We start from the raw sequence: 20,103 nt of genomic DNA, 5'->3' as shown, positions 1-20,103 counted from the left end.
CCGGACGGAATGATCCGGCCCGCAAAAATCAGACGAACACGACGGACGAAAAAAAGCAGCCCGAAGGCTGCTTTCTTTCGCGGGATACGCGGCGCGGCTCAGTGCCGGCTGCGAATCTTCGCCAGACGCTGGATCGCCTCGAGCTGCGCCATCGCGGTCGCGAGCTCGGATTGCGCCTTCGCGAGGTCGAGATCCGACTTCGCGTTCTGCAGCGTTTCCTCGGCACGCTTGCGTGCTTCCTCGGCTTTCGCCGCGTCGAGGTCCTTGCCGCGGATCGCGGTATCGGCGAGCACCGTCACGGCGCCCGGCTGCACTTCGAGAATGCCGCCCGCGACGAACACGAATTCGTCGTTGCCGCCCTCGACTTCGATGCGCACCGCACCCGGACGAATCCGCGTGATCAGCGGCGTGTGGCCCGGCAGAATGCCCAGCTCACCCGTTTCGCCCGGCAGCGCGACGAATTTCGCCTCGCCCGAGAAGATCTGCTCTTCCGCGCTGACGACGTCTACTTTGATGGTTGCCATATCGACTCCTGTCGATCGGAGCGGGCGCTAAAACGCCCACTTCGATCCCATGCACGGCGGATTGAGCATATTGCGTGGGTGCCGTGTCCCCTATCGCCAGTGCTATAGGAGAATCAACCGCCAACGGCACCCGCTGCGTTACGCCCGACCCTTACGAGATCTTCTTGGCCTTTTCGAAGGCTTCGTCGATCGTGCCGACCATGTAGAACGCCTGTTCCGGCAGGTGGTCGCACTCGCCGTCGACGATCATCTTGAAGCCGCGGATCGTTTCCTTCAGCGGCACGTACTTGCCCGGCGAGCCCGTGAACACTTCAGCAACGTGGAACGGCTGCGACAGGAAACGCTGGATCTTACGCGCGCGCGCGACCGACAGCTTGTCTTCCGGCGACAGTTCGTCCATGCCCAGAATCGCGATGATGTCGCGCAGTTCCTTGTAGCGCTGCAGCGTCTGCTGAACGCGACGGGTGATCGAGTAGTGCTCTTCACCGATCACGTTCGGGTCGATCTGGCGCGACGTCGAGTCGAGCGGGTCGACCGCCGGGTAGATACCCAGCGAAGCGATGTCACGCGACAGAACGACGGTTGCGTCCAGGTGGCCGAAGGTCGTAGCCGGCGACGGGTCGGTCAAGTCATCCGCAGGGACGTACACGGCCTGGACCGACGTAATCGAGCCCTTCTTGGTCGACGTGATGCGCTCTTGCAGCTTGCCCATTTCTTCAGCCAGCGTCGGCTGATAGCCCACTGCCGACGGCATACGGCCGAGCAGTGCCGACACTTCGGTACCGGCCAGCGTGAAACGGTAGATGTTGTCGACGAAGAACAGCACGTCGAGGCCTTCGTCACGGAAGTGCTCGGCCATCGTCAGGCCGGTCAGCGCGACGCGCAGACGGTTGCCCGGCGGCTCGTTCATCTGGCCGTACACCAGCGCGACCTTGTCGAGAACGTTCGAGTCCTTCATTTCGTGGTAGAAGTCGTTCCCTTCACGGGTACGCTCGCCCACGCCCGCGAACACGGAGTAACCGCCGTGCTCCTTCGCGATGTTGTTGATGAGCTCCATCATGTTGACGGTCTTGCCCACGCCAGCACCGCCGAACAGGCCAACCTTGCCGCCCTTTGCGAACGGGCAGATCAGGTCGATGACCTTGATACCCGTTTCGAGCAGTTCGGTCGACGGCGACAGTTCGTCGAACGCCGGAGCCTTCTGGTGGATCGAACGCGTCACGTCGCTTTCGATCGGGCCGGCTTCGTCGATCGGACGGCCAAGCACGTCCATGATTCGGCCGAGGGTCGGCTTGCCGACCGGCACCGAGATCGGCTTTGCCGTGTTCTTCACGGTCAGGCCGCGGCGCAGGCCGTCGGATGCACCCAGACAGATGGTACGGACAACGCCGTCGCCCAGCTGCTGCTGGACTTCGAGCGTCAGTTCCGAGCCATCGAGAATGAGCGCGTCGTAGATCTTCGGCATGCTGTCGCGCGGGAATTCCACGTCGATAACGGCGCCGATGCACTGTACGATCTTGCCTTCTACCAAAGCAGCAGTACTCATCGCTTTTCCTTTAAATACCTGATTCTTTACTCGCGCAAAGGCGCAGTTGTCGTCCCGGGCGCGCGCTTAAACAGCGGCTGCGCCGCCGACGATCTCCGACAGTTCTTTCGTGATCGCGGCCTGACGGCTCTTGTTGTATACGAGCTGCAGTTCGCTGATCACCGTCTTCGCGTTGTCGGACGCGGCCTTCATCGCGACCATGCGCGCCGATTGCTCGGACGCCATGTTTTCCGCGACGGCCTGGTACACCAGCGCCTCGACGTAACGCACGAGCAGTTCGTCGACGACTGCCTGCGCGTCCGGCTCGTAGATGTAGTCCCACGACGTGGCCGGCGTACCATCATCGGCTTCGAAGTGTTCCGACGACAGCGGCAGCAGCTGCTCGATCACGGCTTCCTGCTTCATCGTGTTGACGAAGCGCGTGTAAGCGATATAAACCGCCGACAGCTTGCCTTCCGAGTACAGGTCGAGCTGCGTCTTCACGGCGCCGATCAGCTTGTCCAGATGCGGGGTGTCGCCGAGGTGCACGACCTGCGACATCACCTTCGCGCCGAAGCGGTTCAGGAACCCGAGGCCCTTGCTACCGATCGCGGTGGCTTCGACCTTCTGGCCCTTCTCTTCCAGCTCCTTGAACTTCTGCACCGTCGCACGCAGCACGTTGGTGTTCAGACCGCCGCACAGACCCTTGTCCGTCGTGACAAGGATGATGCCGGCCGTCTGCGCGCCTTCGTTCGCCACCATGAACGGGTGGCGGTACTCCGGGTTCGCGCGGCTCATGTGCGCGGCGATGGCACGGACCTTGTCCGCATACGGACGAGCGGCGCGCATGCGTTCCTGCGCGCGGCGCATCTTCGATGCGGCCACCATTTCCATCGCCTTCGTGATCTTGCGCGTGTTCTGCACGCTCTTGATCTTGCCGCGAATTTCCTTCATTCCAGCCATAGCTTGCTCCTTGACCGAAGCGGCGCGGGCGCATCAGCACCCGCGCGGCCTCAGTGTGTCACTCGCGGATCAATAGGCACCGGACTTCTTGAAGGATTCGATCGCCGAGCGCAGTGCGCCTTCGTCGTCCTTCGAGAGATCCTTGGTGTCTTCGATGCGCTTGATGAGGTCAGCGTGGCTGGTCTTCAGGTTTTCGCGCAGGCCCTTCTCGAACGACAGCACTTGCTTGACGTCGAGGTCGTCGAGGTAGCCGTTGTTTGCGGCGTACAGCGACACGGCCAGTTCCCACACCTGCAGCGGCTGGTACTGCGGCTGCTTCAGCAGTTCCGTCACGCGGCGGCCGCGCTCGAGCTGCTTGCGGGTCGCTTCGTCGAGGTCCGATGCGAACTGGGCGAATGCCGCCAGTTCACGATACTGCGCGAGGTCGGTACGGATACCGCCCGACAGCTTCTTCACGACCTTCGTCTGAGCGGCGCCACCGACTCGCGACACCGACACGCCGGCGTTGATTGCCGGGCGGATGCCTGCGTTGAACAGGTCAGTTTCCAGGAAGATCTGGCCGTCGGTAATCGAGATCACGTTCGTCGGAACGAACGCGGTCACGTCGCCAGCCTGCGTTTCGATGACCGGCAGTGCCGTCAGCGAGCCGCTCTTGCCCTTCACTTCGCCGTTCGTGAACTTCTCGACGTACTCTTCCGACACGCGAGCAGCACGCTCGAGCAGACGCGAGTGGAGATAGAACACGTCGCCCGGGTACGCTTCACGGCCCGGCGGGCGGCGCAGCAGCAGCGAGATCTGACGGTATGCCCAAGCCTGCTTGGTCAAGTCGTCATAGATGATCAGCGCATCTTGGCCACGGTCGCGGAAGTATTCGCCCATCGTGCAGCCGGCGTACGGTGCGAGGTACTGCATCGCTGCCGAATCCGAAGCCGAAGCGGCGACGACGATCGTGTATTCCATCGCGCCCGTTTCTTCGAGCTTGCGAACCACGTTCATGATCGACGAAGCCTTCTGGCCGATCGCGACGTAGATACAGATCAGGTCCTTGCCCTTCTGGTTGATGATCGCGTCGAGCGCCACCGCGGTCTTGCCGCACTGACGGTCGCCGATGATCAGCTCACGCTGGCCACGGCCGATCGGCACCATTGCGTCGATCGACTTGATGCCCGTCTGCACCGGCTGCGACACCGACTTACGCCAGATCACGCCCGGGGCGATCTTTTCGATCGCGTCGGTCAGCTTGGCGTTGACCGGGCCCTTGCCGTCGATCGGGTTGCCGAGCGCATCGACCACGCGGCCGACGAGTTCCGGACCAACCGGGACTTCGAGAATGCGGCCCGTCGTCTTGACGATGTCGCCTTCCGAGATGTGTTCGTATTCGCCGAGAATCACCGCGCCGACCGAGTCGCGCTCGAGGTTCAGCGCGAGGCCGAACGTGTTGCCCGGAAACTCGAGCATTTCGCCCTGCATCACGTCCGACAGGCCGTGGATACGCACGATACCGTCGGTCACGGAGATCACGGTGCCCTGGTTGCGAACGTCTGCGCTCGCTTCAAGGCCCTGGATCCGGCTCTTGATCAGCTCGCTGATCTCAGAGGGATTGAGTTGCATTATTCGCTCCTGATAGTCAATTCTGTTGCGTGCCGGCGTGGCGCTCAGGCGGTCAACGCAGCCTGCATCGATGCGAGGCGCGCGCGAACCGAGGTGTCGAGCACTTCGTCGCCGACCGTCACGCGCACGCCGCCAATCAGCGACGAATCGACTGCGACCGTCGGTTTCAGCTTGCGCTTGAACTTGCGTTCGAGGCCCGAGACGAGACTCTCGAGATCCGCGCCGTTCAGCGGGAACGCGCTCACGATCTCGGCGTCGGCTGCACCTTCACGTTCGTTCTTGAGCGCCTCGAACTGCTCGGCGATTTCCGGCAGCAGCGCGATGCGATGATTGTCGACCAGCATCTGCACGAAGTTCTTCGCTTCGGCGCCAGCTCCGAGCGGCGACTTCACCGCAGCAAGCAGCAACTCGGCTACTTGCGTGCGCGTCACCTTCGGGCTCGACGCGACCGACAAGACTTCCGGCAGACGCGCAACCTGGGCCAGCTCTTGCACGAGCGTGGACCAGGCGGCGATGTCACCGCCCTCGGCCACGCGGAACAGCGCTTCTGCGTAAGGGCGGGCGATGGTTGCAAGTTCGGCCATGATCAGAGCTCGGCTTTCAGTTGATTCAGCAGTTGGGCGTGGGCCGTTTGATCGACTTCGCGCTTCAGGATCTGCTCGGCGCCCTTCACGGCCAGCGTAGCGACTTCACCACGCAGCGCTTCGCGCGCCTTCACGATTTGCTGTTCTGCTTCCGCCTTCGCCTGGGCGATGATGCGGGCGGCTTCAGCCTGGGCGTTGGCCTTGATTTCCTCGGCGACCGCCTGGGCACGCTTTTCAGCGTCGGCGATGCGCTGCTGGCCGTCATTGCGGGCCTGCGCGAGTTCCTGGTCCACGCGCTTGTGCGCTGCGTCGAGTTCTGCCTTGCCCTTCTCGGCGGCGGCGAGGCCGTCGGCGATCTTCTTCGAACGTTCGTCGAGGGCGTTGATCAACGGCGGCCACACGAATTTCATCGTGAACCACGCGAGGACCAGGAACACGACCATTTGCGCAAACAGAGTTGCGTTGAGATTCACGGTGTTTCCTTATCTGCTATTCCGGAAAAATGAAACGGTAAGGCGCTCATCGAGTTGCATTCGATCAGCGCCCCAAGTCTCCGTTCCGCCCTGCGCCGGCTTGCGCCGGACGCATATTTCCGAGGAACCTTAGCCTGCGAGCTTCGACAGGAGCGGGTTCGCGAACGCGAACAGCATTGCAACACCCACGCCGATCAGGAATGCCGCGTCGATCAGACCAGCCAGCAGGAACATCTTCGTTTGCAGCGGGTTGATGAGTTCCGGCTGACGTGCGCAGGCTTCGATGTACTTACCACCCATCAGCGCGATACCGATACAGGCGCCGATTGCACCCAGGCCGATGATGATGCCGATACCGATGGCGGTCAGACCCTGGATGTTGGCGATGTAAGCTTGCATGATCACTCCTTTGTGAAAAGACTTGGAACTGAGATTTAAAAAACTAAAACGGAAACTCTTTCTTGCACGCCGCGCTTAGTGCTTGTCGTGCGCCTGGCCGAGATACACCAGCGTCAGCATCATGAAAATGAATGCCTGCAACAGAACAATCAGGATGTGGAAGATTGCCCAGACGCTACCCGCGATCACATGGCCAACGAAGCCGAGGAACGTTGCGTCGCCACCGAAGCTCCACATGCTGCCGAGCAGGGCGATCAACAGGAACAACAGCTCACCCGCGTACATGTTGCCGAACAGCCGCATACCGAGAGAGACGGTCTTCGCGAGATATTCGACGATGTTGAGCGCGAGGTTCGGGATCCACAGCAGCGGGTGGGCGCCAAACGGTGCCGACAGCAGCTCATGCACAAAGCCGCCCGCGCCCTTGATCTTGATGCTGTAGTAGATCATCAGGACGAACACGCCGAGCGCGATGCCGAGCGTGCCGTTCAGGTCGGCCGTCGGGACGATGCGATGGTGGGAAATCACGTCCGACAGACCGAGCAGGCCGATCACGCGGCCCGGCAGGTCGACCGGGAGGAAGTCGAGGGAGTTCATCAGCGCGACCCACACGAACACCGTGAGCGCGAGCGGAGCGATGAAGGTACGATTGCCGTGAACGATGGCCTTCGATTGGTCTTCGACCATCTCGACGAGCATCTCGATCGCGCACTGGAAACGGCCCGGCACGCCCGACGTCGCCTTGCGGGCGGCCAGACGCAGCAGGAGGATCGTCACGATGCCGCAAACGATCGACCAGAACAGCGTGTCGAGATTCCAGACGTGGATGTCGAAAATCGACGTCTGATGCGAGGTGGAGAAATTCTGCAAGTGGTGCGCAATGTACTCGGACGGATCCGGACCGCGCGTGCCTTCGCTAGCTGCCATATCGTTAATGCCACCCAAATTGTCGAAAATCGTTTTGCCCGTTCCGCAACACGCTATTGCGGGAACGGGCTGGTGCGGTTCGTTGTCGAAACCGCACGCTGCTTGTTCCTTACCGCCAGGCCAGCGCGATCCAGTACGTCTTCAGCACGACGAGGTACGTGACGAGGAACGGCACCCAGTGCACGCCGGACCAGCCGAACGCCACTGCAGTGAACATCCCGATCGTCAGAGCGAGCTTCAGGGCTTCGCCCATCACCCAGCTCATCACGGTGGCCGAGCCACCTGCCTTCAGTCGTGCCACGAATACCGCACTGGGCACCCAGCCGATCGCTCCGCCCAGAAACGCGGATTGCGCAGCGGCGCCCGGCGACTTTGAAAACAGCCACCACGCCAGCGTTGCAACCAGGGACAGAACCACTTGCGCGAATACCACCTTATAGGGGGTCACGCGCGAGGGCTTGCTCACGTTCGGGCCGAACAGCTTTTCGGCGTCTGCCCGCGTGAGCGGAACGATGTTGTTATCTTGTTGCTCGGCGTCCCAGTCATCGTCGAATTCGCGCCGCTCGCCGGCCGCTGAAGCGGTGCGTTGCGTGCGCTGATCATCGTGCCTGCCGTCCGGCGCCTGACCCGCCATCGCAATCTTCCGCAAAATCCTTGAACCCGGCCCCAAGCTTTCTGAAAGCTTTCAGGGGTGCCTAGCTAACAAATCCGGGCGATTGTAAGCGATAGTTGCAAGTGATTCAAGGCTTTAGACGCGACAAAAACCTGCGTAAAACGACGCCTCATCATGTGAAAAAACGGGCGATTCGACGACGTACGATGACAGTTGTAAGGTCGCTTTTTTGCACCGGTATTTCTTGCTCGAAAAAATCCGGCGACGAGGAAATGGCGAGGAAACGATGCCCGGCGCGGGTGCCGTCGGGGCGGCACGATCACCACCTGGAGCCCGCGCTGTGACGCGGCTCCGGGCCCGAGCTCAGCACGAAACCCCGAACAGACGAAACACTGTGATCACCCGGCCGCGCCGGATGCGCGAAATCCAGACTGATGCTGACGCAACGAATTATCCAATCAGTTGTCATGCCACCACAGTCGATCGACGGTGGATTGCGGCACTTATCAACAACCCGCACCAGCGCGAATGCTGTGCACCCTCCCCGCCGCCCGAATGGCACGCCTGTGCCACACGCACCACATCGTTCAACCATGAACGAGCAGCCACGCACCGAGTGCCGCGCTGGCGAGCGCGAACGGAATCGAGACCAGGTGGAACGGCAGCCACATGCGCGGCTCCTTCGCGAGACGCACCGCGATCAGGTTCGCAAGCGAGCCGATCGCGAAACCGAATCCGCCGACCGATACGCCGAACGCGAGCGCGCGCCAATCATGCGTGAACTCGGACAGCAGGATCGCGGCCGGCACGTTGCTGATGCCCTGTGACAGCACGGCACCGGCCGCAAAGATGCGCAGCGGTGAATCGAGATTCGCATGCGCAATCGTGTCATGGATGACGGGCAGCGCAGCCGCGCTGCGCAGCACGACGAACATCAGCACGAAGATCAGCAGCAACAGCCAGTCGATCTTCAGGACTGCGTCACGTTTGGCGACGAGCAGCACGATCGAGACGGCAAGCAGGCCCGGCAGCGGATGGTGCGCATCAGCGAGCAGCACGAAGGCCGCGAACAGCACTGCGGCGATCAGCGCGTGCAGGCGTTGTACGGGAATGGCGACGACGTCGCCGGACAGGTCGAGCGGTTTCGCACGAAACGCGCACGCGGTCAGCACGAGCAGCAGCGCCATCAGCGCGATCGCGAGCGGCCCGAGCGTGACCACGAAGCGGCCGAACGACACGCCGCTCAATTGCCACAGGAAAAGATTCTGGGGATTGCCGAGCGGCGTCGCGACGGACCCTGCGTTGACGGCCAGCGCGACGACGATCACGAGCCGCCGGAACGGCAGTGGCGTCAGCGCACGCAGCGACACCATCAGCGGCACGACGACGAACAGCGCGACGTCGTTGGTGAGCCACATCGACAGCAACGCGGCGAACCCGACGAGCAGCATCGCGAGCCCGCGTTCGGAGTGCACATGATGCACGATGCGGTGTGCGAGCCACATCAGGCAGCCGGACAACTCGAGCGCCTTGGTCAGCATCAGCAGGCCCGCGAGCGTCGCGACCGTCTGCCAGTCGACCCGATCGGCCAACACGGAAAATGGTTGCGGACGCACCCATTGCAGCACGATCAGCCCAAGCACAAGCACCGATAGCACGGGCTCCTGCGCAAGCCACCCCAACCACCGGCGCGGCGCCGGTGCGTCCGTCTCCGCCATGCGCCGCCCTTTACTCTTCGGTTGCGACGTTGCCGCGCAGTCGCACGAGAATGCCCTCGAGCGCGTCGAGGTTGCCGAAGTCGATCGTCACCTGCCCTCGCCCGCGGCGGCCAAGCTTGATCTTCACCGTCGACGCGAGCAGGTCGGACAACTCCTCCTCGAGACGGCGCGTATCGCGACCGCCATCGTCCTTCGCGCGCGCCTTCACCGCCGGCGCTTCCTTCGTCGTGTGCGTGACGAGCTTTTCGGTCTCGCGCACCGACATGCGCTTGTTGACGACCTGATGGGCAAGCGTGATCTGCGTGGCCGCATCGACGGCGAGCAGCGCGCGCGCATGCCCCATGTCGAGATCACCGGCCAGCAGCATCGTCTGCACCGGCGAAGCCAGGTTCAGCAGGCGCAGCAGGTTCGATACCGCGCTGCGCGAGCGGCCGACCGATTCGGCCGCCTGTTCGTGCGTGAAACCGAACTCGTCGAGCAGGCGCTGGATGCCGTGCGCTTCTTCAAGCGGGTTCAGATCCTCGCGCTGGATGTTCTCGATCAGCGCCATCGCCGCGGCGGCCTGATCCGATACGTCCTTCACGAGCACCGGCACTTCATCGAGACCCGCCAGGCGCGCCGCACGGAAACGGCGCTCACCCGCGATGATCTCGTATTTGTCTGATGAAATAGGCCGTACCAGGATCGGCTGCATCACGCCCTGCGCGCGGATGCTTGCCGCGAGCTCCTGCAGGCTGCCTTCGTCCATCCGCGTACGCGGCTGGTACTTGCCGGCCTGCAGCTTGCCGAGCGCGAGCGTGTTCGGTGCCCCTTCGATCTTCACCGCTTCGGTGATATCGGCACTGCCGCCGAGCAGCGCTTCGAGGCCACGTCCCAAGCCCTTCTTCTTTGGTACCGCGTTCATGTCTTTCTTCCTCGCTTCGCTCATGTCCGGATCACGACACCTCGAACGCGCGAACGCGGTCGATCATTTCGGCACCGAACTGGAGATACGCTTGCGCACCACGCGAGCTGCGGTCGAACACGACGCCCGGCAGCCCATAACTCGGCGCTTCCGCCAGGCGCACGTTACGCGGAATCACCGCGTCGAACACCTTGTCGCCGAAGTGCGCTTTCAGTTGATCGGAGACTTGCTGCTGCAGCGTGATGCGCGGATCGAACATCACGCGCAGCAAGCCGATGATCTTCAGGTCGCGGTTCATGTTCGCGTGAACCTGCTTGATCGTGTTGACGAGGTCCGACAACCCTTCCAGTGCGAAGTACTCGCACTGCATCGGAATCACGACGCCGTGCGCCGCGCACAGCCCGTTCAGCGTCAGCAGCGACAGCGTCGGCGGACAGTCGATCAGCACGAAGTCGTAGTCGTCGGACACGCGCTCGAGCGCAGCCTTCAGCCGGCGCTCGCGGTTGTCGATGCTGATCAGTTCGATCTCGGCACCGGACAGCTCGCGATTCGCGGGCAGCACGTCGTAGGTGACGCCGTCCGGACGGATGCGCGCATCGGTCACCGACACGCCGTCGACCAGCACCTCGTACACGGTCGCTTCGCAAGCAGCCTTGTCGATCCCGCTGCCCATCGTCGCGTTACCCTGCGGGTCGAGATCGATCAGCAGGACTCGTTGCTCCTGCGCTGCAAGGCTTGCGGCGAGATTGACCGATGTCGTCGTCTTGCCGACGCCCCCCTTCTGGTTCGCAACGCAGAAGATCTTTGCCATCGTTGGTGTGTTCCCTTTACCTTCAAACAAACGGCGCGCTACTGCGCGCCTGCCCTTCAATTCGCTTCGTCGACGGCCACTTCGATCAGATGCCGTTCGGCATCGAGCATCGGCACCGCCAGCCGTATCGTCTGCTTCACGCGGCTGCCTTCCGGCAATCGCGCAATCTCGTCGTCCGGATGGACGCCCTTCATCGCCCAGATCGATCCGCCCGGCGCGACCAGATGTCGAGCAAGTTTAACGAAGTCGGACAGATCCGCGAAAGCGCGGGATACGATCATGTCGAATTTTTCCGGCACTTCGACACCCGGCTGCAGCGATTCGACCCGACCGGTGACCACCGACAGGTTCGCGAGCTTCAGCTCCGCGCGCATCTGAGTCTGGAAGGCAGACTTCTTCTGCACGATATCGTTCAGCGTGACCTGCCAATCCGGCTCGACGATCGCCAGCACGATACCGGGCAACCCGCCGCCCGAACCGACGTCGAGCACGCGGGCCGATGCACGGCCGCGCAGATGCGGGACGATGGAAAGCGAATCGAGGATGTGCTGGATCAGCATCTGCTTCGGGTCGCGGATCGCGGTCAGGTTGTAGACCGCGTTCCACTTGCCGAGCAGCGCGACGTAGTCGAGCAGCTGGTTGAGTTGCGCATCCGTCAGGGTGAGGTCGAGCGCCGTCGTGCCTTCGACGAGCATCTGCTCCAGTACGTCCCGATTAACCGCCGGCGCGCGACGCGCCGTCATTGTTGCGTCGGGACGGCGCCGCCCCCCTGCTCCGTTGCCTCTGCGGCACTGCCATTACGGCGCCCGAGGCCGCGGCGCTTCAGGTGCACCATCAGCAGCGAGATCGCTGCCGGCGTGACACCCGAGATGCGCGATGCCTGCCCGATCGTCTCCGGCCGGAACTCGTTGAGCTTCTGGCTCACCTCGAACGACAGGCCGCGGACTTCGCGGTAATCGATACCGTCCGGCAGGCGCGTGTTCTCGTTCGCGTCGTTGCGTTCGATCTCGGAGGCCTGGCGCTCGATATAGCCCTGATACTTGATACCGATCTCGACCTGCTCCTTGATCTGCTCGAGCATCACCGGATCGTCGGCCAGCGGCTCTGCGGGGCCGCACTCGCCGCCCTTCAGTCCACACACGCCGTCGTAGCTGATACCCGGGCGGCGCAGCAGCTCGGCGAGGCTGTATTCGTGATCGATCGCCTTGCCGAGGAGCGCGGTCGCCTCTTCCGCCGGCAACGTCTTCGGCGTGACCCACGTCGACTTCAGGCGTTCGGTTTCACGTGAAACAGCGTCGCGCTTCCGGCTGAATGCGTCCCAGCGCACGTCGTCGACGAGGCCCAGTTCGCGGCCGATCTCGGTCAGGCGCATGTCGGCATTGTCTTCACGCAGGCTGAGGCGATACTCGGCGCGGCTCGTGAACATCCGGTACGGCTCGGCCACGCCGCGCGTCACGAGATCGTCCACCAGCACGCCGAGGTAGGCCTGGTCACGGCGCGGGCACCATGCGTCCTTCTCCTGCACGTAACGGCCCGCATTGAGGCCGGCCAGCAGGCCCTGCGCGGCCGCTTCTTCATAGCCAGTCGTGCCGTTGATCTGGCCCGCGAAGAACAGTCCGTTGATCGCCTTCGTCTCGAGCGATGCCTTCAGCGCGCGCGGATCGAAGTAGTCGTACTCGATCGCGTAGCCGGGGCGCAGGATATGCGCGTTCTCGAGGCCGCGCATCGAATGCACGAGCTCGAGCTGGACATCGAACGGCAGGCTCGTCGAGATCCCGTTCGGGTAGAACTCGTTGGTCGTCAGCCCTTCCGGCTCCAGGAAGATCTGGTGCGATTCCTTCGACGCGAACCGGTGAATCTTGTCCTCGATCGACGGGCAATAGCGCGGCCCGACGCCCTCGATCACGCCTGTATACATAGGCGAACGGTCGAGACCGCCACGAATGATGTCGTGCGTGCGCTCGTTCGTGTGCGTGACCCAGCACGGCAGTTGCTGCGGATGCTGCTCCGCGCGGCCCAGGAACGAGAAGACGGGGATCGGATCGAGATCGCCCGGCTGCTCGGTCAGCTGCGAGAAATCGATCGAGCGGCCATCGATACGCGGCGGCGTACCGGTCTTCAGGCGGCCCTGCGGCAGCTTCAGCTCCTTCAGGCGCGACGACAGCGACACGGCCGCCGGATCGCCCGCGCGGCCGCCCGTGTAGTTGTTCAGGCCGACGTGGATCTTGCCGTCAAGGAACGTCCCGGCGGTCAGCACGACCGCGCGAGCGCGGAAGCGGATGCCGATCTGTGTGACGGCACCCACCACACGGTCGCCTTCGACCATCAGGTCGTCGACGGCCTGCTGGAACAGCCAGAGGTTCGGCTGGTTCTCGAGCCGATGGCGGATCGCGGCCTTGTACAGGATACGGTCGGCCTGCGCACGCGTCGCGCGCACGGCCGGCCCTTTCGACGAATTGAGGATCCGGAACTGGATACCACTCTCGTCCGTCGCGGCTGCCATTGCGCCGCCCAGCGCATCGACTTCCTTGACCAGATGGCCCTTGCCAATGCCGCCGATCGACGGATTGCAGCTCATCTGCCCAAGCGTTTCGATGTTGTGGGTCAGCAGCAGTGTCTTTGCGCCCATGCGGGCGGACGCCAGCGCGGCTTCGGTGCCGGCATGACCGCCACCGACGACGATGACGTCAAATTCTGTGGGAAAAAGCATGGTGGATTCCGCACGCAGGGCTGCGCACGAACCTATCAGAGAAATGTATGGGGCGAATTATAGCGGGTTCGCTTTTCACCCGAATGCCGTCCGAATGGTAGGGTCTGTGCATTTCGACGATTTTTCGGCGTTGGACCGATGAATCTGTGGTTCCGCGCCTACGCCTGCGAATAATCCGGCCCGCCCGCCGCACATCGTTACGCCTGTGCAGGGATCAATGGGTCGAGAAATTTCACGTGGAACATATAACCCGTTCGAGGCCTGTGTCCCGCCCAATACCTAGGCGGAACACCCTGTGCCCCCTTCCTCACAGAATTTCCGTCGGTACGCTCGACACTTATCCCCTGTGACCCGGCACATCATCATTCTGTGGAACGAGTGGCAGCCAACTCCGATCGACAAACCGGATCGCCATTTGCGCTTGAGATACCTCCCCCACCGCCACTGCACAGAGCTTTTGATTGTTCCTCCGGTACTTATCCCCTGGCTGTTAACCGCCGATGCATGGGAGTCAGACCTCCACCCAAAAACAAAAGCGGCGTGTTTCACGTGAAACACGCCGCCCGTTCCCCACCCACCGCGCCTCCGATCAAGCCGTTTTCTTCGCTAACCCGAGGTAGGTTTCGATCACACGTGGATTCTGCGCGAGTTCCGCCGCCGGCCCTTCCAGCGCAAACTCGCCCGTCTCCAGCACGTAGCCGTAGTCCGAGATCTGCAGCGCAGCCCGCGCATTCTGCTCGATCAGCAGCGTCGCCACGCCCGTCCCGCGCAACGCGCTGATGATATGAAAGATCTCCTTCACGATCAGCGGCGCCAGCCCGAGGCTCGGCTCGTCGAGCATCAGCAGGTCGGGCTTGCCCATCAGCGCGCGGCCAACCGCGAGCATCTGCCGCTCGCCGCCGGACAGCGTGCCGGCCGCCTGCTTGCGCCGCTCCTTCAAACGCGGAAACAGCGCGAACACGTGATCGAGCTGGTCGAGGAAGTTCGCTTCACCCGCCAGCTTGCGTCGATACGCGCCCAGCACGAGGTTGTCCTCAACCGTCATCGTGCTGAACAGCTCGCGCTTTTCCGGCACGAGGCACATCCCGCGTGCGACGCGCTGCTCGACCGGCAATGCACCGACATCGTGACCGCGATACACGACCGCGCCCGACGCATGCCCGGTCACCGGCAGCGCGCCCATGATCGCGTTCAGCAGCGTCGATTTTCCGGCCCCGTTCGGCCCAATCACGCTGACGATCTGTCCCGCACCAACCTTGATCGCCGCGCCGTGCAGCGCCTCCACCTTCCCGTACCGGACCGCCAGCCCGCGCACGTCGAGAATCGGCATCGTCGTGTCCGTCATCACTCCACCCCGCCCAGATACGCTTCGAGCACCGCCGGATCCTGCTGCACGTCTTGCGGCAGCCCTTCCGCGATCCGCGTGCCGAATTCCATCACCACCAGCCGGTCGGTGAGATTCATCACGAAATCCATGTCGTGTTCCACGAGCAACACGCTCATGCCTTCCGCCTTCAGCCGCCGCAGCAGGTCGGCGAGTTGCTGCTTCTCCTGGTAACGCAGCCCGGCGGCCGGCTCGTCGAGCAGCAGCAGCGTCGGGTCGCAGCACAGCGCCCGCGCGATTTCGAGAATCCGTTGCTGGCCCAGCGCGAGGCTGCCCGCTTCGTCGTACATGTGCTTTTCGAGCCCGACGCGGCGGATCTGCTGTGCAGCCTCGGCCAGCAACTGCGCTTCCTCGTGGGCATTGAGCCGCACGACGCTGCGCCACACGCCCGTATGGCCGCGCAGGTGCGCACCGATCGCGACGTTCTCGAGCACCGTCATCGCCGGCAACAGCTTCACGTGCTGGAACGTCCGGCCAATGCCGCGGCGGACGATCTGGCGCGACGTGAGCCCGTCGATGCGCTCGCCACGGAACGTGATCGTGCCGCCCGTCGGCTTCAGCACGCCCGTCACGAGGTTGAACGTGGTCGACTTGCCGGCGCCGTTCGGGCCGATCAGCCCGATGATCTGCCCCGCTTTCACGTCGAAGCTGACGTCGTTGACGGCCACGAGGCCGCCGAACTGCTTGCGCGCGTTGTCGACGACGAGCAGCGGCTCGCCGGCCGCGGGCTTCGCGCGTTGCGGCAACGGGTCGGCGTGCTCGGGTACATGCGCACGCGGCCCGCGCGGGAACAGCCTGGCGACGAACGGCCATACGCCCTGGCGGGCGTACTGCAGCAGCAGCACCATCAGCACGCCGAACACGATGATCTCGAAGTTGCCTTCCGAACCGAGCAGCTTCGGCAACAGCGTCTGCAGGTAGTCCTGCAGCACGGTCAGGATCGCCGCGCCGAGCACGGCGCCCCACACGTGCGACACGCCGCCGACCACGGCCATGAACAGGAACTCGATCCCGTGGTTCAGCCCGAACGGTGTCGGGTTCACCGCACGCTGCAGGTGTGCGTACAGGAAGCCCGAGATGGCCGCGAGCACGGCCGCATAGACGAAGATCACGACGCGCATCCACGCGGTGTTCACGCCCATCGCCTCGGCCATCACGCCGCCGCCGCGCAGCGCACGGATCGCGCGACCCGGGCGGCTGTTCAGCAGGTTCTGCACCGACACGATCGCGGCCAGCACGACGGCCCAGATCAGGAAATACAGGCTGCGGCCGCTGTCGAGCGTGATGCCGAACAGGTTCAGCGCCGGAATCCCGTTGATCCCGTCGTACTTGCCGAGCAGTTCGAGATTGCCGAACAGGTAGAACAGCGCGAGGCCCCACGCGATCGTGCCGAGCGGCAGGAAGTGGCCGGACAGCCGCATCGTGACCGCGCCAAGCACGAGCGCGACGAGCGCCGTCAGCACGACACCGACGATCAGTGCAAGCCACGGTGACACGCCGTAGCGCGTCGTCAGGAGCGCGGTCGCATACGCGCCGATGCCGACGAACGCGGCCTGCCCGAAGCTCGTCATCCCGCCGACGCCCGTGAGCAGCACGAGCCCGATCGCGACGATCGCGTAGAGGCCGATGTAGTTCAGCAGCGTGATCCAGTATTCCGGCACCTGCAGCGCGCCGGGCAGCACCGGCAGCGCGAACAGCACCACGAGAAACACCCAGAAGGTCTTGTTGCGTACCATCGTCTTCATCGTGTCACTCCTCTTCCTCTTCCGCGTGCGGCGTGGCGAAGCTCCGCCACAGCAGCACCGGAATGATCAGCGTGAACACGATCACCTCCTTGTACGCGCTCGCCCAGAACGACGAATACGATTCGAGCACGCCGACGAGCAGCGAGCCGGCGGCCGCGAGCGGATAGCTGACGAGCCCGCCGATGATCGCGCCGACGAAACCCTTCAGGCCGATCAGGAAGCCCGAGTCGTAGTAGATCGTCGTCAGCGGGCCGACGAGGATCCCGGACAGCACGCCGAGCCCCGCCGCGAACGTGAACGCGAGCCGCCCGGCCTCGGTCGTGCCGATGCCGACGAGCCGCGCGCCGAGCCGGTTCACCGACGTCGCGCGCAGCGCCTTGCCGGCGATCGTGCGGCCGAAGTACACGTAGAGCGCGCCGATCAGCACGAGCGCCGTCACGACGACCAGGATGCTCTGCACCGACACGGTCATGCTGCCGATCGACAGCGACGCATCCGAGAAGCCGTTGGTGCGCGAGCCTTCCGCGCCGAACATCACGAGCCCCAGGCCGACCATCGCGAAGTGGACGGCGACCGACACGATCAGCAGCAGCAGCGTCGTGCCTTCCGCGATCGGCTGGTAGACGAGCCGGTAGACGAACGGCCCCATCGGCACGACGATCGCGAGCGTCAGTGCGATCTGCGCGAGCATCGGCAGCGGCTGCACGGCGAAGCTGCGCGTGATCGCGAACACGGCGAGCGGCAGCAGGATGTAGCGGCTGCCGAGTGTCGCGAGCGTGCGGCCGAGCTGATGGCGCCGTTCGCGATGCCGGATCAGGCCGCCGACTTCGAGCAGGAAGCACGCGATGCCCATCACGAACAGCAGCCAGCAGGTGGCGGGGAATTTCTGCGCCTGCAACGCGGCAAGCGTCAGCGCACCGTAGGCGACGAATTCGCCCTGGGGAATGAAGATCACCCGCGTGACGGAAAACACCAGTACGAGCGCCAGCGACAGCAATGCATATATGGCGCCGGTCGTGATGCCGTCTTGCGCGAGGATCGCTGCAATCGAGAGATCCATACGTTTCGTGTATCGAGAATGCTGCGGTGAAACGAAAGACAGGAACGGCCGGGGCGCACGAGCCGCAAGATCGACACGTCAGGCGCCATGCAGCGAGCCCCTGCGGTTCCACACGACATGGGCATGGTCGCGGCCCGTCGGGCCCGGCGCCCTGCCGACGGCATGCACGGCGCCATTCGCGCCGCGCACGCCGGTTTCACGTGATGCTTACTCGGCCTGCAGCTTCCACTTGCCGTCGACGATCTGCACCATCACACGCGCACGCGTGTCGAAGCCGTTGTGGTCGGTCGGCGTCATGTTGATCACGCCGTGCGACACCGGCAGGTCCTTCACGTTCTCGATCGACGCGCGCAGCGCCTCGCGGAACGCCTCGGTGCCCGGCTGGCCCTTCTTCAACGCTTCCGGAATCGCACGCTGCAGCAGCAGCCCGGCATCCCACGCATGGCCGCCGAACGTCGCGAGCGAGCCCGCGCCGTACGCCTTCTCGTACGCGGCCTTGTAGCCGAGCGCCGGCTTCTTCACCGGGTTCGAATCGGGCAGCTGGTCGGTCACGAGCACCGGGCCGGCGGGCAGGATCTCGCCTTCGCAATCCTTGCCGCACACGCGCAGGAAGTCGTTGTTCGCGACGCCGTGTGTCTGGTACACCTTGCCCTTGTAGCCGCGCTCCTTCAGCGTCTTCGCCGGCAGCGCCGCCGGCGTGCCCGAGCCGGCGATCAGCACCGCATCCGGATTCGAGCCCATCAGCTTCAGCACCTGCCCCATCACCGACGCGTCGGTGCGGTTGTAGCGCTCGTTCGATACAACCTTCAGCCCGTTCTTCGCGGCCGCCGCGTCGAACGTCTTGTACCAGCTGTCGCCGTACGCATCGGCGAAACCGATGAAGCCGACCGTCTTCACGCCGTGCTTCGCCATGTAGCCGGCGATCGCGTCGGCCATCAGCTGGTCGTTCTGCGGCACCTTGAACATCCATGCGCGTTTCGCGTCCATCGGCGAGATGATCTGGGCGCTCGCCGCGAGCGAGATCGTCGGCGTCTTGCCCTGCGACACGGGGTCGAGCATTGCCAGCGAGTTCGGCGTGACCGACGAGCCGATGATCGCGTCGACGTGATCTTCATCGATCAGCTTGCGCACGTTCTGCACCGCGCGGCTCGTGTCGGATGCGTCGTCGAGCACGATGTACTGCACGCTCTTGCCGGCGATTTCCTTCGGCAGCAGCGCGATCGTGTTCTTTTCCGGAATCCCGAGCGACGCGGCCGGCCCGGTGGCCGACAGCGTCACGCCGATCTTCACCTGCGCCGACGCCGTTGCCGCCGCGCACACGAGGCCCGCGGCGAGCGCGGCCTCCATCCATCGATTCATCTTCATTTACGTTGTCTCCAAACGCTGCTCGAAAAAGCCTCGGGTCGCTCGGGCGGCTCCCGGTCCCCAAACAAGTTAATAAATTAACTATCTCGCCATACCGCGTCTACGCTCGTTTTCCCGTGAAACACCCCATCTTCAACGGCACCCGGACGGCACCACGCGCGGACGCACCGGCCGGCGGTCGAAACGGTCGTTCGACCGTCACGATGCGCAGCGGCGGTGTCGTCTGGATGAAGAAAGCGGAGAAAGGCGGAATCGTGTGCGCAATCGATGTATGCGCAACAATCAAGGAAAAGCACGTCGATCCGGCCTGACGCGGCCAGGCTCGCGAGCGGCGCACGATCGGGAAGCCGGCCGCTCATGCGAATGCGGATGCGAATATCGACACGGATGCGCACGCAACGACCGGCGATGACGCCGGAACGCGCCTACAGGCCGCAGAACGGCTCGGGAAGGCCGCGGCGACAGCAGCCCAACCCCACGACGAACGAACGGCACCCGCCGCCCTTCCTGCCCCGATCCATCGTCCTGCGCTGCTCATCCAACCGTACTCCCTCTTCTGCATTCTGCTTGTAGGAGAACTGCCGACCGATTTTCCCGACCGCGCGGTCGGCGAAAGCTGAGTGTAACGGACGCGTTTTGCGCACGCCAACCGGGTTAGCCCGAACGGCCGGCGCACGGCTGCGCATCGTTGGCGAACGAATCGTGGGAAAGCGGAAATCTGGAAAACGGGGGACGCGGCGAAGCGCGGAAGAAGCGCGGTGCGAACGCAAGCGCGGAATACGGCCAC

The 20,103-nt window shown here is 63.8% G+C and carries 18 protein-coding genes; all 18 read right to left on the bottom strand.

Annotated features, from left to right (window positions below; genetic code table 11):
* Positions 1–98 precede the first annotated feature (98 nt).
* Entirely contained in the window at positions 99–524 is a 426-nt protein-coding gene (locus CFB40_RS00485; RefSeq protein WP_006477288.1) for a F0F1 ATP synthase subunit epsilon, read from the bottom strand.
* 151 nt (positions 525–675) lie between these two features.
* A complete protein-coding gene (gene atpD, locus CFB40_RS00480; RefSeq protein WP_039322510.1) occupies positions 676–2,070 on the bottom strand; it encodes a F0F1 ATP synthase subunit beta in 1,395 nt (464 codons plus the stop codon).
* 66 nt (positions 2,071–2,136) lie between these two features.
* A complete protein-coding gene (gene atpG / locus CFB40_RS00475) occupies positions 2,137–3,012 on the bottom strand; it encodes a F0F1 ATP synthase subunit gamma (protein ID WP_039351431.1) in 876 nt (291 codons plus the stop codon).
* 69 nt (positions 3,013–3,081) lie between these two features.
* Positions 3,082–4,623: a F0F1 ATP synthase subunit alpha gene (gene atpA / locus CFB40_RS00470; RefSeq protein WP_021160444.1), complete on the bottom strand. Its 1,542-nt coding sequence runs from the start codon at positions 4,621–4,623 to the stop codon at positions 3,082–3,084.
* Between the two features lie 44 nt (positions 4,624–4,667).
* On the bottom strand, positions 4,668–5,207 hold the full coding sequence (locus CFB40_RS00465; RefSeq protein ID WP_011350524.1) for a F0F1 ATP synthase subunit delta: 540 nt from the start codon (positions 5,205–5,207) through the stop codon (positions 4,668–4,670).
* A gap of 2 nt (positions 5,208–5,209) precedes the next feature.
* The gene (locus CFB40_RS00460) at positions 5,210–5,680 is read right to left on the bottom strand and encodes a F0F1 ATP synthase subunit B (protein WP_039351436.1); all 471 of its coding nucleotides are present in this window, start codon (positions 5,678–5,680) and stop codon (positions 5,210–5,212) included.
* A gap of 129 nt (positions 5,681–5,809) precedes the next feature.
* Complete coding sequence (gene atpE, locus CFB40_RS00455) at positions 5,810–6,079, bottom strand: F0F1 ATP synthase subunit C (protein ID WP_006482730.1); 270 nt, start codon at positions 6,077–6,079, stop codon at positions 5,810–5,812.
* Between the two features lie 75 nt (positions 6,080–6,154).
* A complete protein-coding gene (gene atpB, locus CFB40_RS00450; protein WP_039351439.1) occupies positions 6,155–7,006 on the bottom strand; it encodes a F0F1 ATP synthase subunit A in 852 nt (283 codons plus the stop codon).
* A 109-nt stretch (positions 7,007–7,115) separates the two neighbouring features.
* The gene (locus CFB40_RS00445) at positions 7,116–7,640 is read right to left on the bottom strand and encodes an ATP synthase subunit I (protein ID WP_089430405.1); all 525 of its coding nucleotides are present in this window, start codon (positions 7,638–7,640) and stop codon (positions 7,116–7,118) included.
* 566 nt (positions 7,641–8,206) lie between these two features.
* Positions 8,207–9,337, bottom strand: coding sequence for an SLC13 family permease (locus CFB40_RS00435; RefSeq protein ID WP_089430404.1), 1,131 nt, complete (start codon positions 9,335–9,337; stop codon positions 8,207–8,209).
* Between the two features lie 10 nt (positions 9,338–9,347).
* Entirely contained in the window at positions 9,348–10,241 is an 894-nt protein-coding gene (locus CFB40_RS00430) for a ParB/RepB/Spo0J family partition protein (RefSeq protein WP_027788713.1), read from the bottom strand.
* 31 nt (positions 10,242–10,272) lie between these two features.
* Entirely contained in the window at positions 10,273–11,052 is a 780-nt protein-coding gene (locus CFB40_RS00425) for a ParA family protein (RefSeq protein ID WP_089424149.1), read from the bottom strand.
* Positions 11,053–11,108: 56 nt separating this feature from the next.
* Entirely contained in the window at positions 11,109–11,795 is a 687-nt protein-coding gene (gene rsmG, locus CFB40_RS00420; RefSeq protein ID WP_089424148.1) for a 16S rRNA (guanine(527)-N(7))-methyltransferase RsmG, read from the bottom strand.
* Complete coding sequence (mnmG, locus tag CFB40_RS00415; protein ID WP_089430403.1) at positions 11,792–13,762, bottom strand: tRNA uridine-5-carboxymethylaminomethyl(34) synthesis enzyme MnmG; 1,971 nt, start codon at positions 13,760–13,762, stop codon at positions 11,792–11,794. The genes rsmG and mnmG overlap by 4 nt, the downstream gene beginning before the upstream one ends.
* A 589-nt stretch (positions 13,763–14,351) precedes the next feature.
* Positions 14,352–15,107, bottom strand: a complete 756-nt coding sequence (locus tag CFB40_RS00410) for an ABC transporter ATP-binding protein (protein ID WP_089430402.1) — start codon at positions 15,105–15,107, stop codon at positions 14,352–14,354.
* A complete protein-coding gene (locus CFB40_RS00405) occupies positions 15,107–16,891 on the bottom strand; it encodes a branched-chain amino acid ABC transporter ATP-binding protein/permease (RefSeq protein WP_089424145.1) in 1,785 nt (594 codons plus the stop codon). The genes CFB40_RS00410 and CFB40_RS00405 overlap by 1 nt, the downstream gene beginning before the upstream one ends.
* A 4-nt stretch (positions 16,892–16,895) precedes the next feature.
* The gene (locus CFB40_RS00400) at positions 16,896–17,951 is read right to left on the bottom strand and encodes a branched-chain amino acid ABC transporter permease (RefSeq protein ID WP_089424144.1); all 1,056 of its coding nucleotides are present in this window, start codon (positions 17,949–17,951) and stop codon (positions 16,896–16,898) included.
* Between the two features lie 207 nt (positions 17,952–18,158).
* Positions 18,159–19,316 carry an ABC transporter substrate-binding protein gene (locus CFB40_RS00395; RefSeq protein ID WP_089430401.1) on the bottom strand — a complete coding sequence of 386 codons (1,158 nt, stop codon included), beginning with the start codon at positions 19,314–19,316 and terminating at the stop codon, positions 18,159–18,161.
* Positions 19,317–20,103: the final 787 nt, after the last annotated feature.

The organism is Burkholderia sp. AU31652 (assembly GCF_002223155.1).
In the GTDB taxonomy this organism is placed as follows: Bacteria; Pseudomonadota; Gammaproteobacteria; order Burkholderiales; family Burkholderiaceae; genus Burkholderia.
The sequence above is the reverse complement of the archived record's forward strand: the minus strand, read 5'-3'. Positions and strand labels throughout refer to the sequence as shown.

Bases quoted from the DNA above. Each gene is read 5' to 3' on its own strand.
- atpE (WP_006482730.1), bottom strand. From the start codon at position 6,079: ATGCAAGCTTACATCGCCAACATCCAGGGTCTGACCGCCATCGGTATC.
- CFB40_RS00405 (WP_089424145.1), bottom strand. From the start codon at position 16,891: ATGAAGACGATGGTACGCAACAAGACCTTCTGGGTGTTTCTCGTGGTG.
- CFB40_RS00465 (WP_011350524.1), bottom strand. From the start codon at position 5,207: ATGGCCGAACTTGCAACCATCGCCCGCCCTTACGCAGAAGCGCTGTTC.
- CFB40_RS00445 (WP_089430405.1), bottom strand. From the start codon at position 7,640: ATGGCGGGTCAGGCGCCGGACGGCAGGCACGATGATCAGCGCACGCAA.
- CFB40_RS00430 (WP_027788713.1), bottom strand. From the start codon at position 10,241: ATGAACGCGGTACCAAAGAAGAAGGGCTTGGGACGTGGCCTCGAAGCG.
- atpG (WP_039351431.1), bottom strand. From the start codon at position 3,012: ATGGCTGGAATGAAGGAAATTCGCGGCAAGATCAAGAGCGTGCAGAAC.
- CFB40_RS00395 (WP_089430401.1), bottom strand. From the start codon at position 19,316: ATGAAGATGAATCGATGGATGGAGGCCGCGCTCGCCGCGGGCCTCGTG.
- CFB40_RS00400 (WP_089424144.1), bottom strand. From the start codon at position 17,951: ATGGATCTCTCGATTGCAGCGATCCTCGCGCAAGACGGCATCACGACC.
- atpB (WP_039351439.1), bottom strand. From the start codon at position 7,006: ATGGCAGCTAGCGAAGGCACGCGCGGTCCGGATCCGTCCGAGTACATT.
- CFB40_RS00435 (WP_089430404.1), bottom strand. From the start codon at position 9,337: ATGGCGGAGACGGACGCACCGGCGCCGCGCCGGTGGTTGGGGTGGCTT.
- CFB40_RS00485 (WP_006477288.1), bottom strand. From the start codon at position 524: ATGGCAACCATCAAAGTAGACGTCGTCAGCGCGGAAGAGCAGATCTTC.
- rsmG (WP_089424148.1), bottom strand. From the start codon at position 11,795: ATGACGGCGCGTCGCGCGCCGGCGGTTAATCGGGACGTACTGGAGCAG.
- atpA (WP_021160444.1), bottom strand. From the start codon at position 4,623: ATGCAACTCAATCCCTCTGAGATCAGCGAGCTGATCAAGAGCCGGATC.
- CFB40_RS00410 (WP_089430402.1), bottom strand. From the start codon at position 15,107: ATGACGGACACGACGATGCCGATTCTCGACGTGCGCGGGCTGGCGGTC.
- mnmG (WP_089430403.1), bottom strand. From the start codon at position 13,762: ATGCTTTTTCCCACAGAATTTGACGTCATCGTCGTCGGTGGCGGTCAT.
- atpD (WP_039322510.1), bottom strand. From the start codon at position 2,070: ATGAGTACTGCTGCTTTGGTAGAAGGCAAGATCGTACAGTGCATCGGC.
- CFB40_RS00425 (WP_089424149.1), bottom strand. From the start codon at position 11,052: ATGGCAAAGATCTTCTGCGTTGCGAACCAGAAGGGGGGCGTCGGCAAG.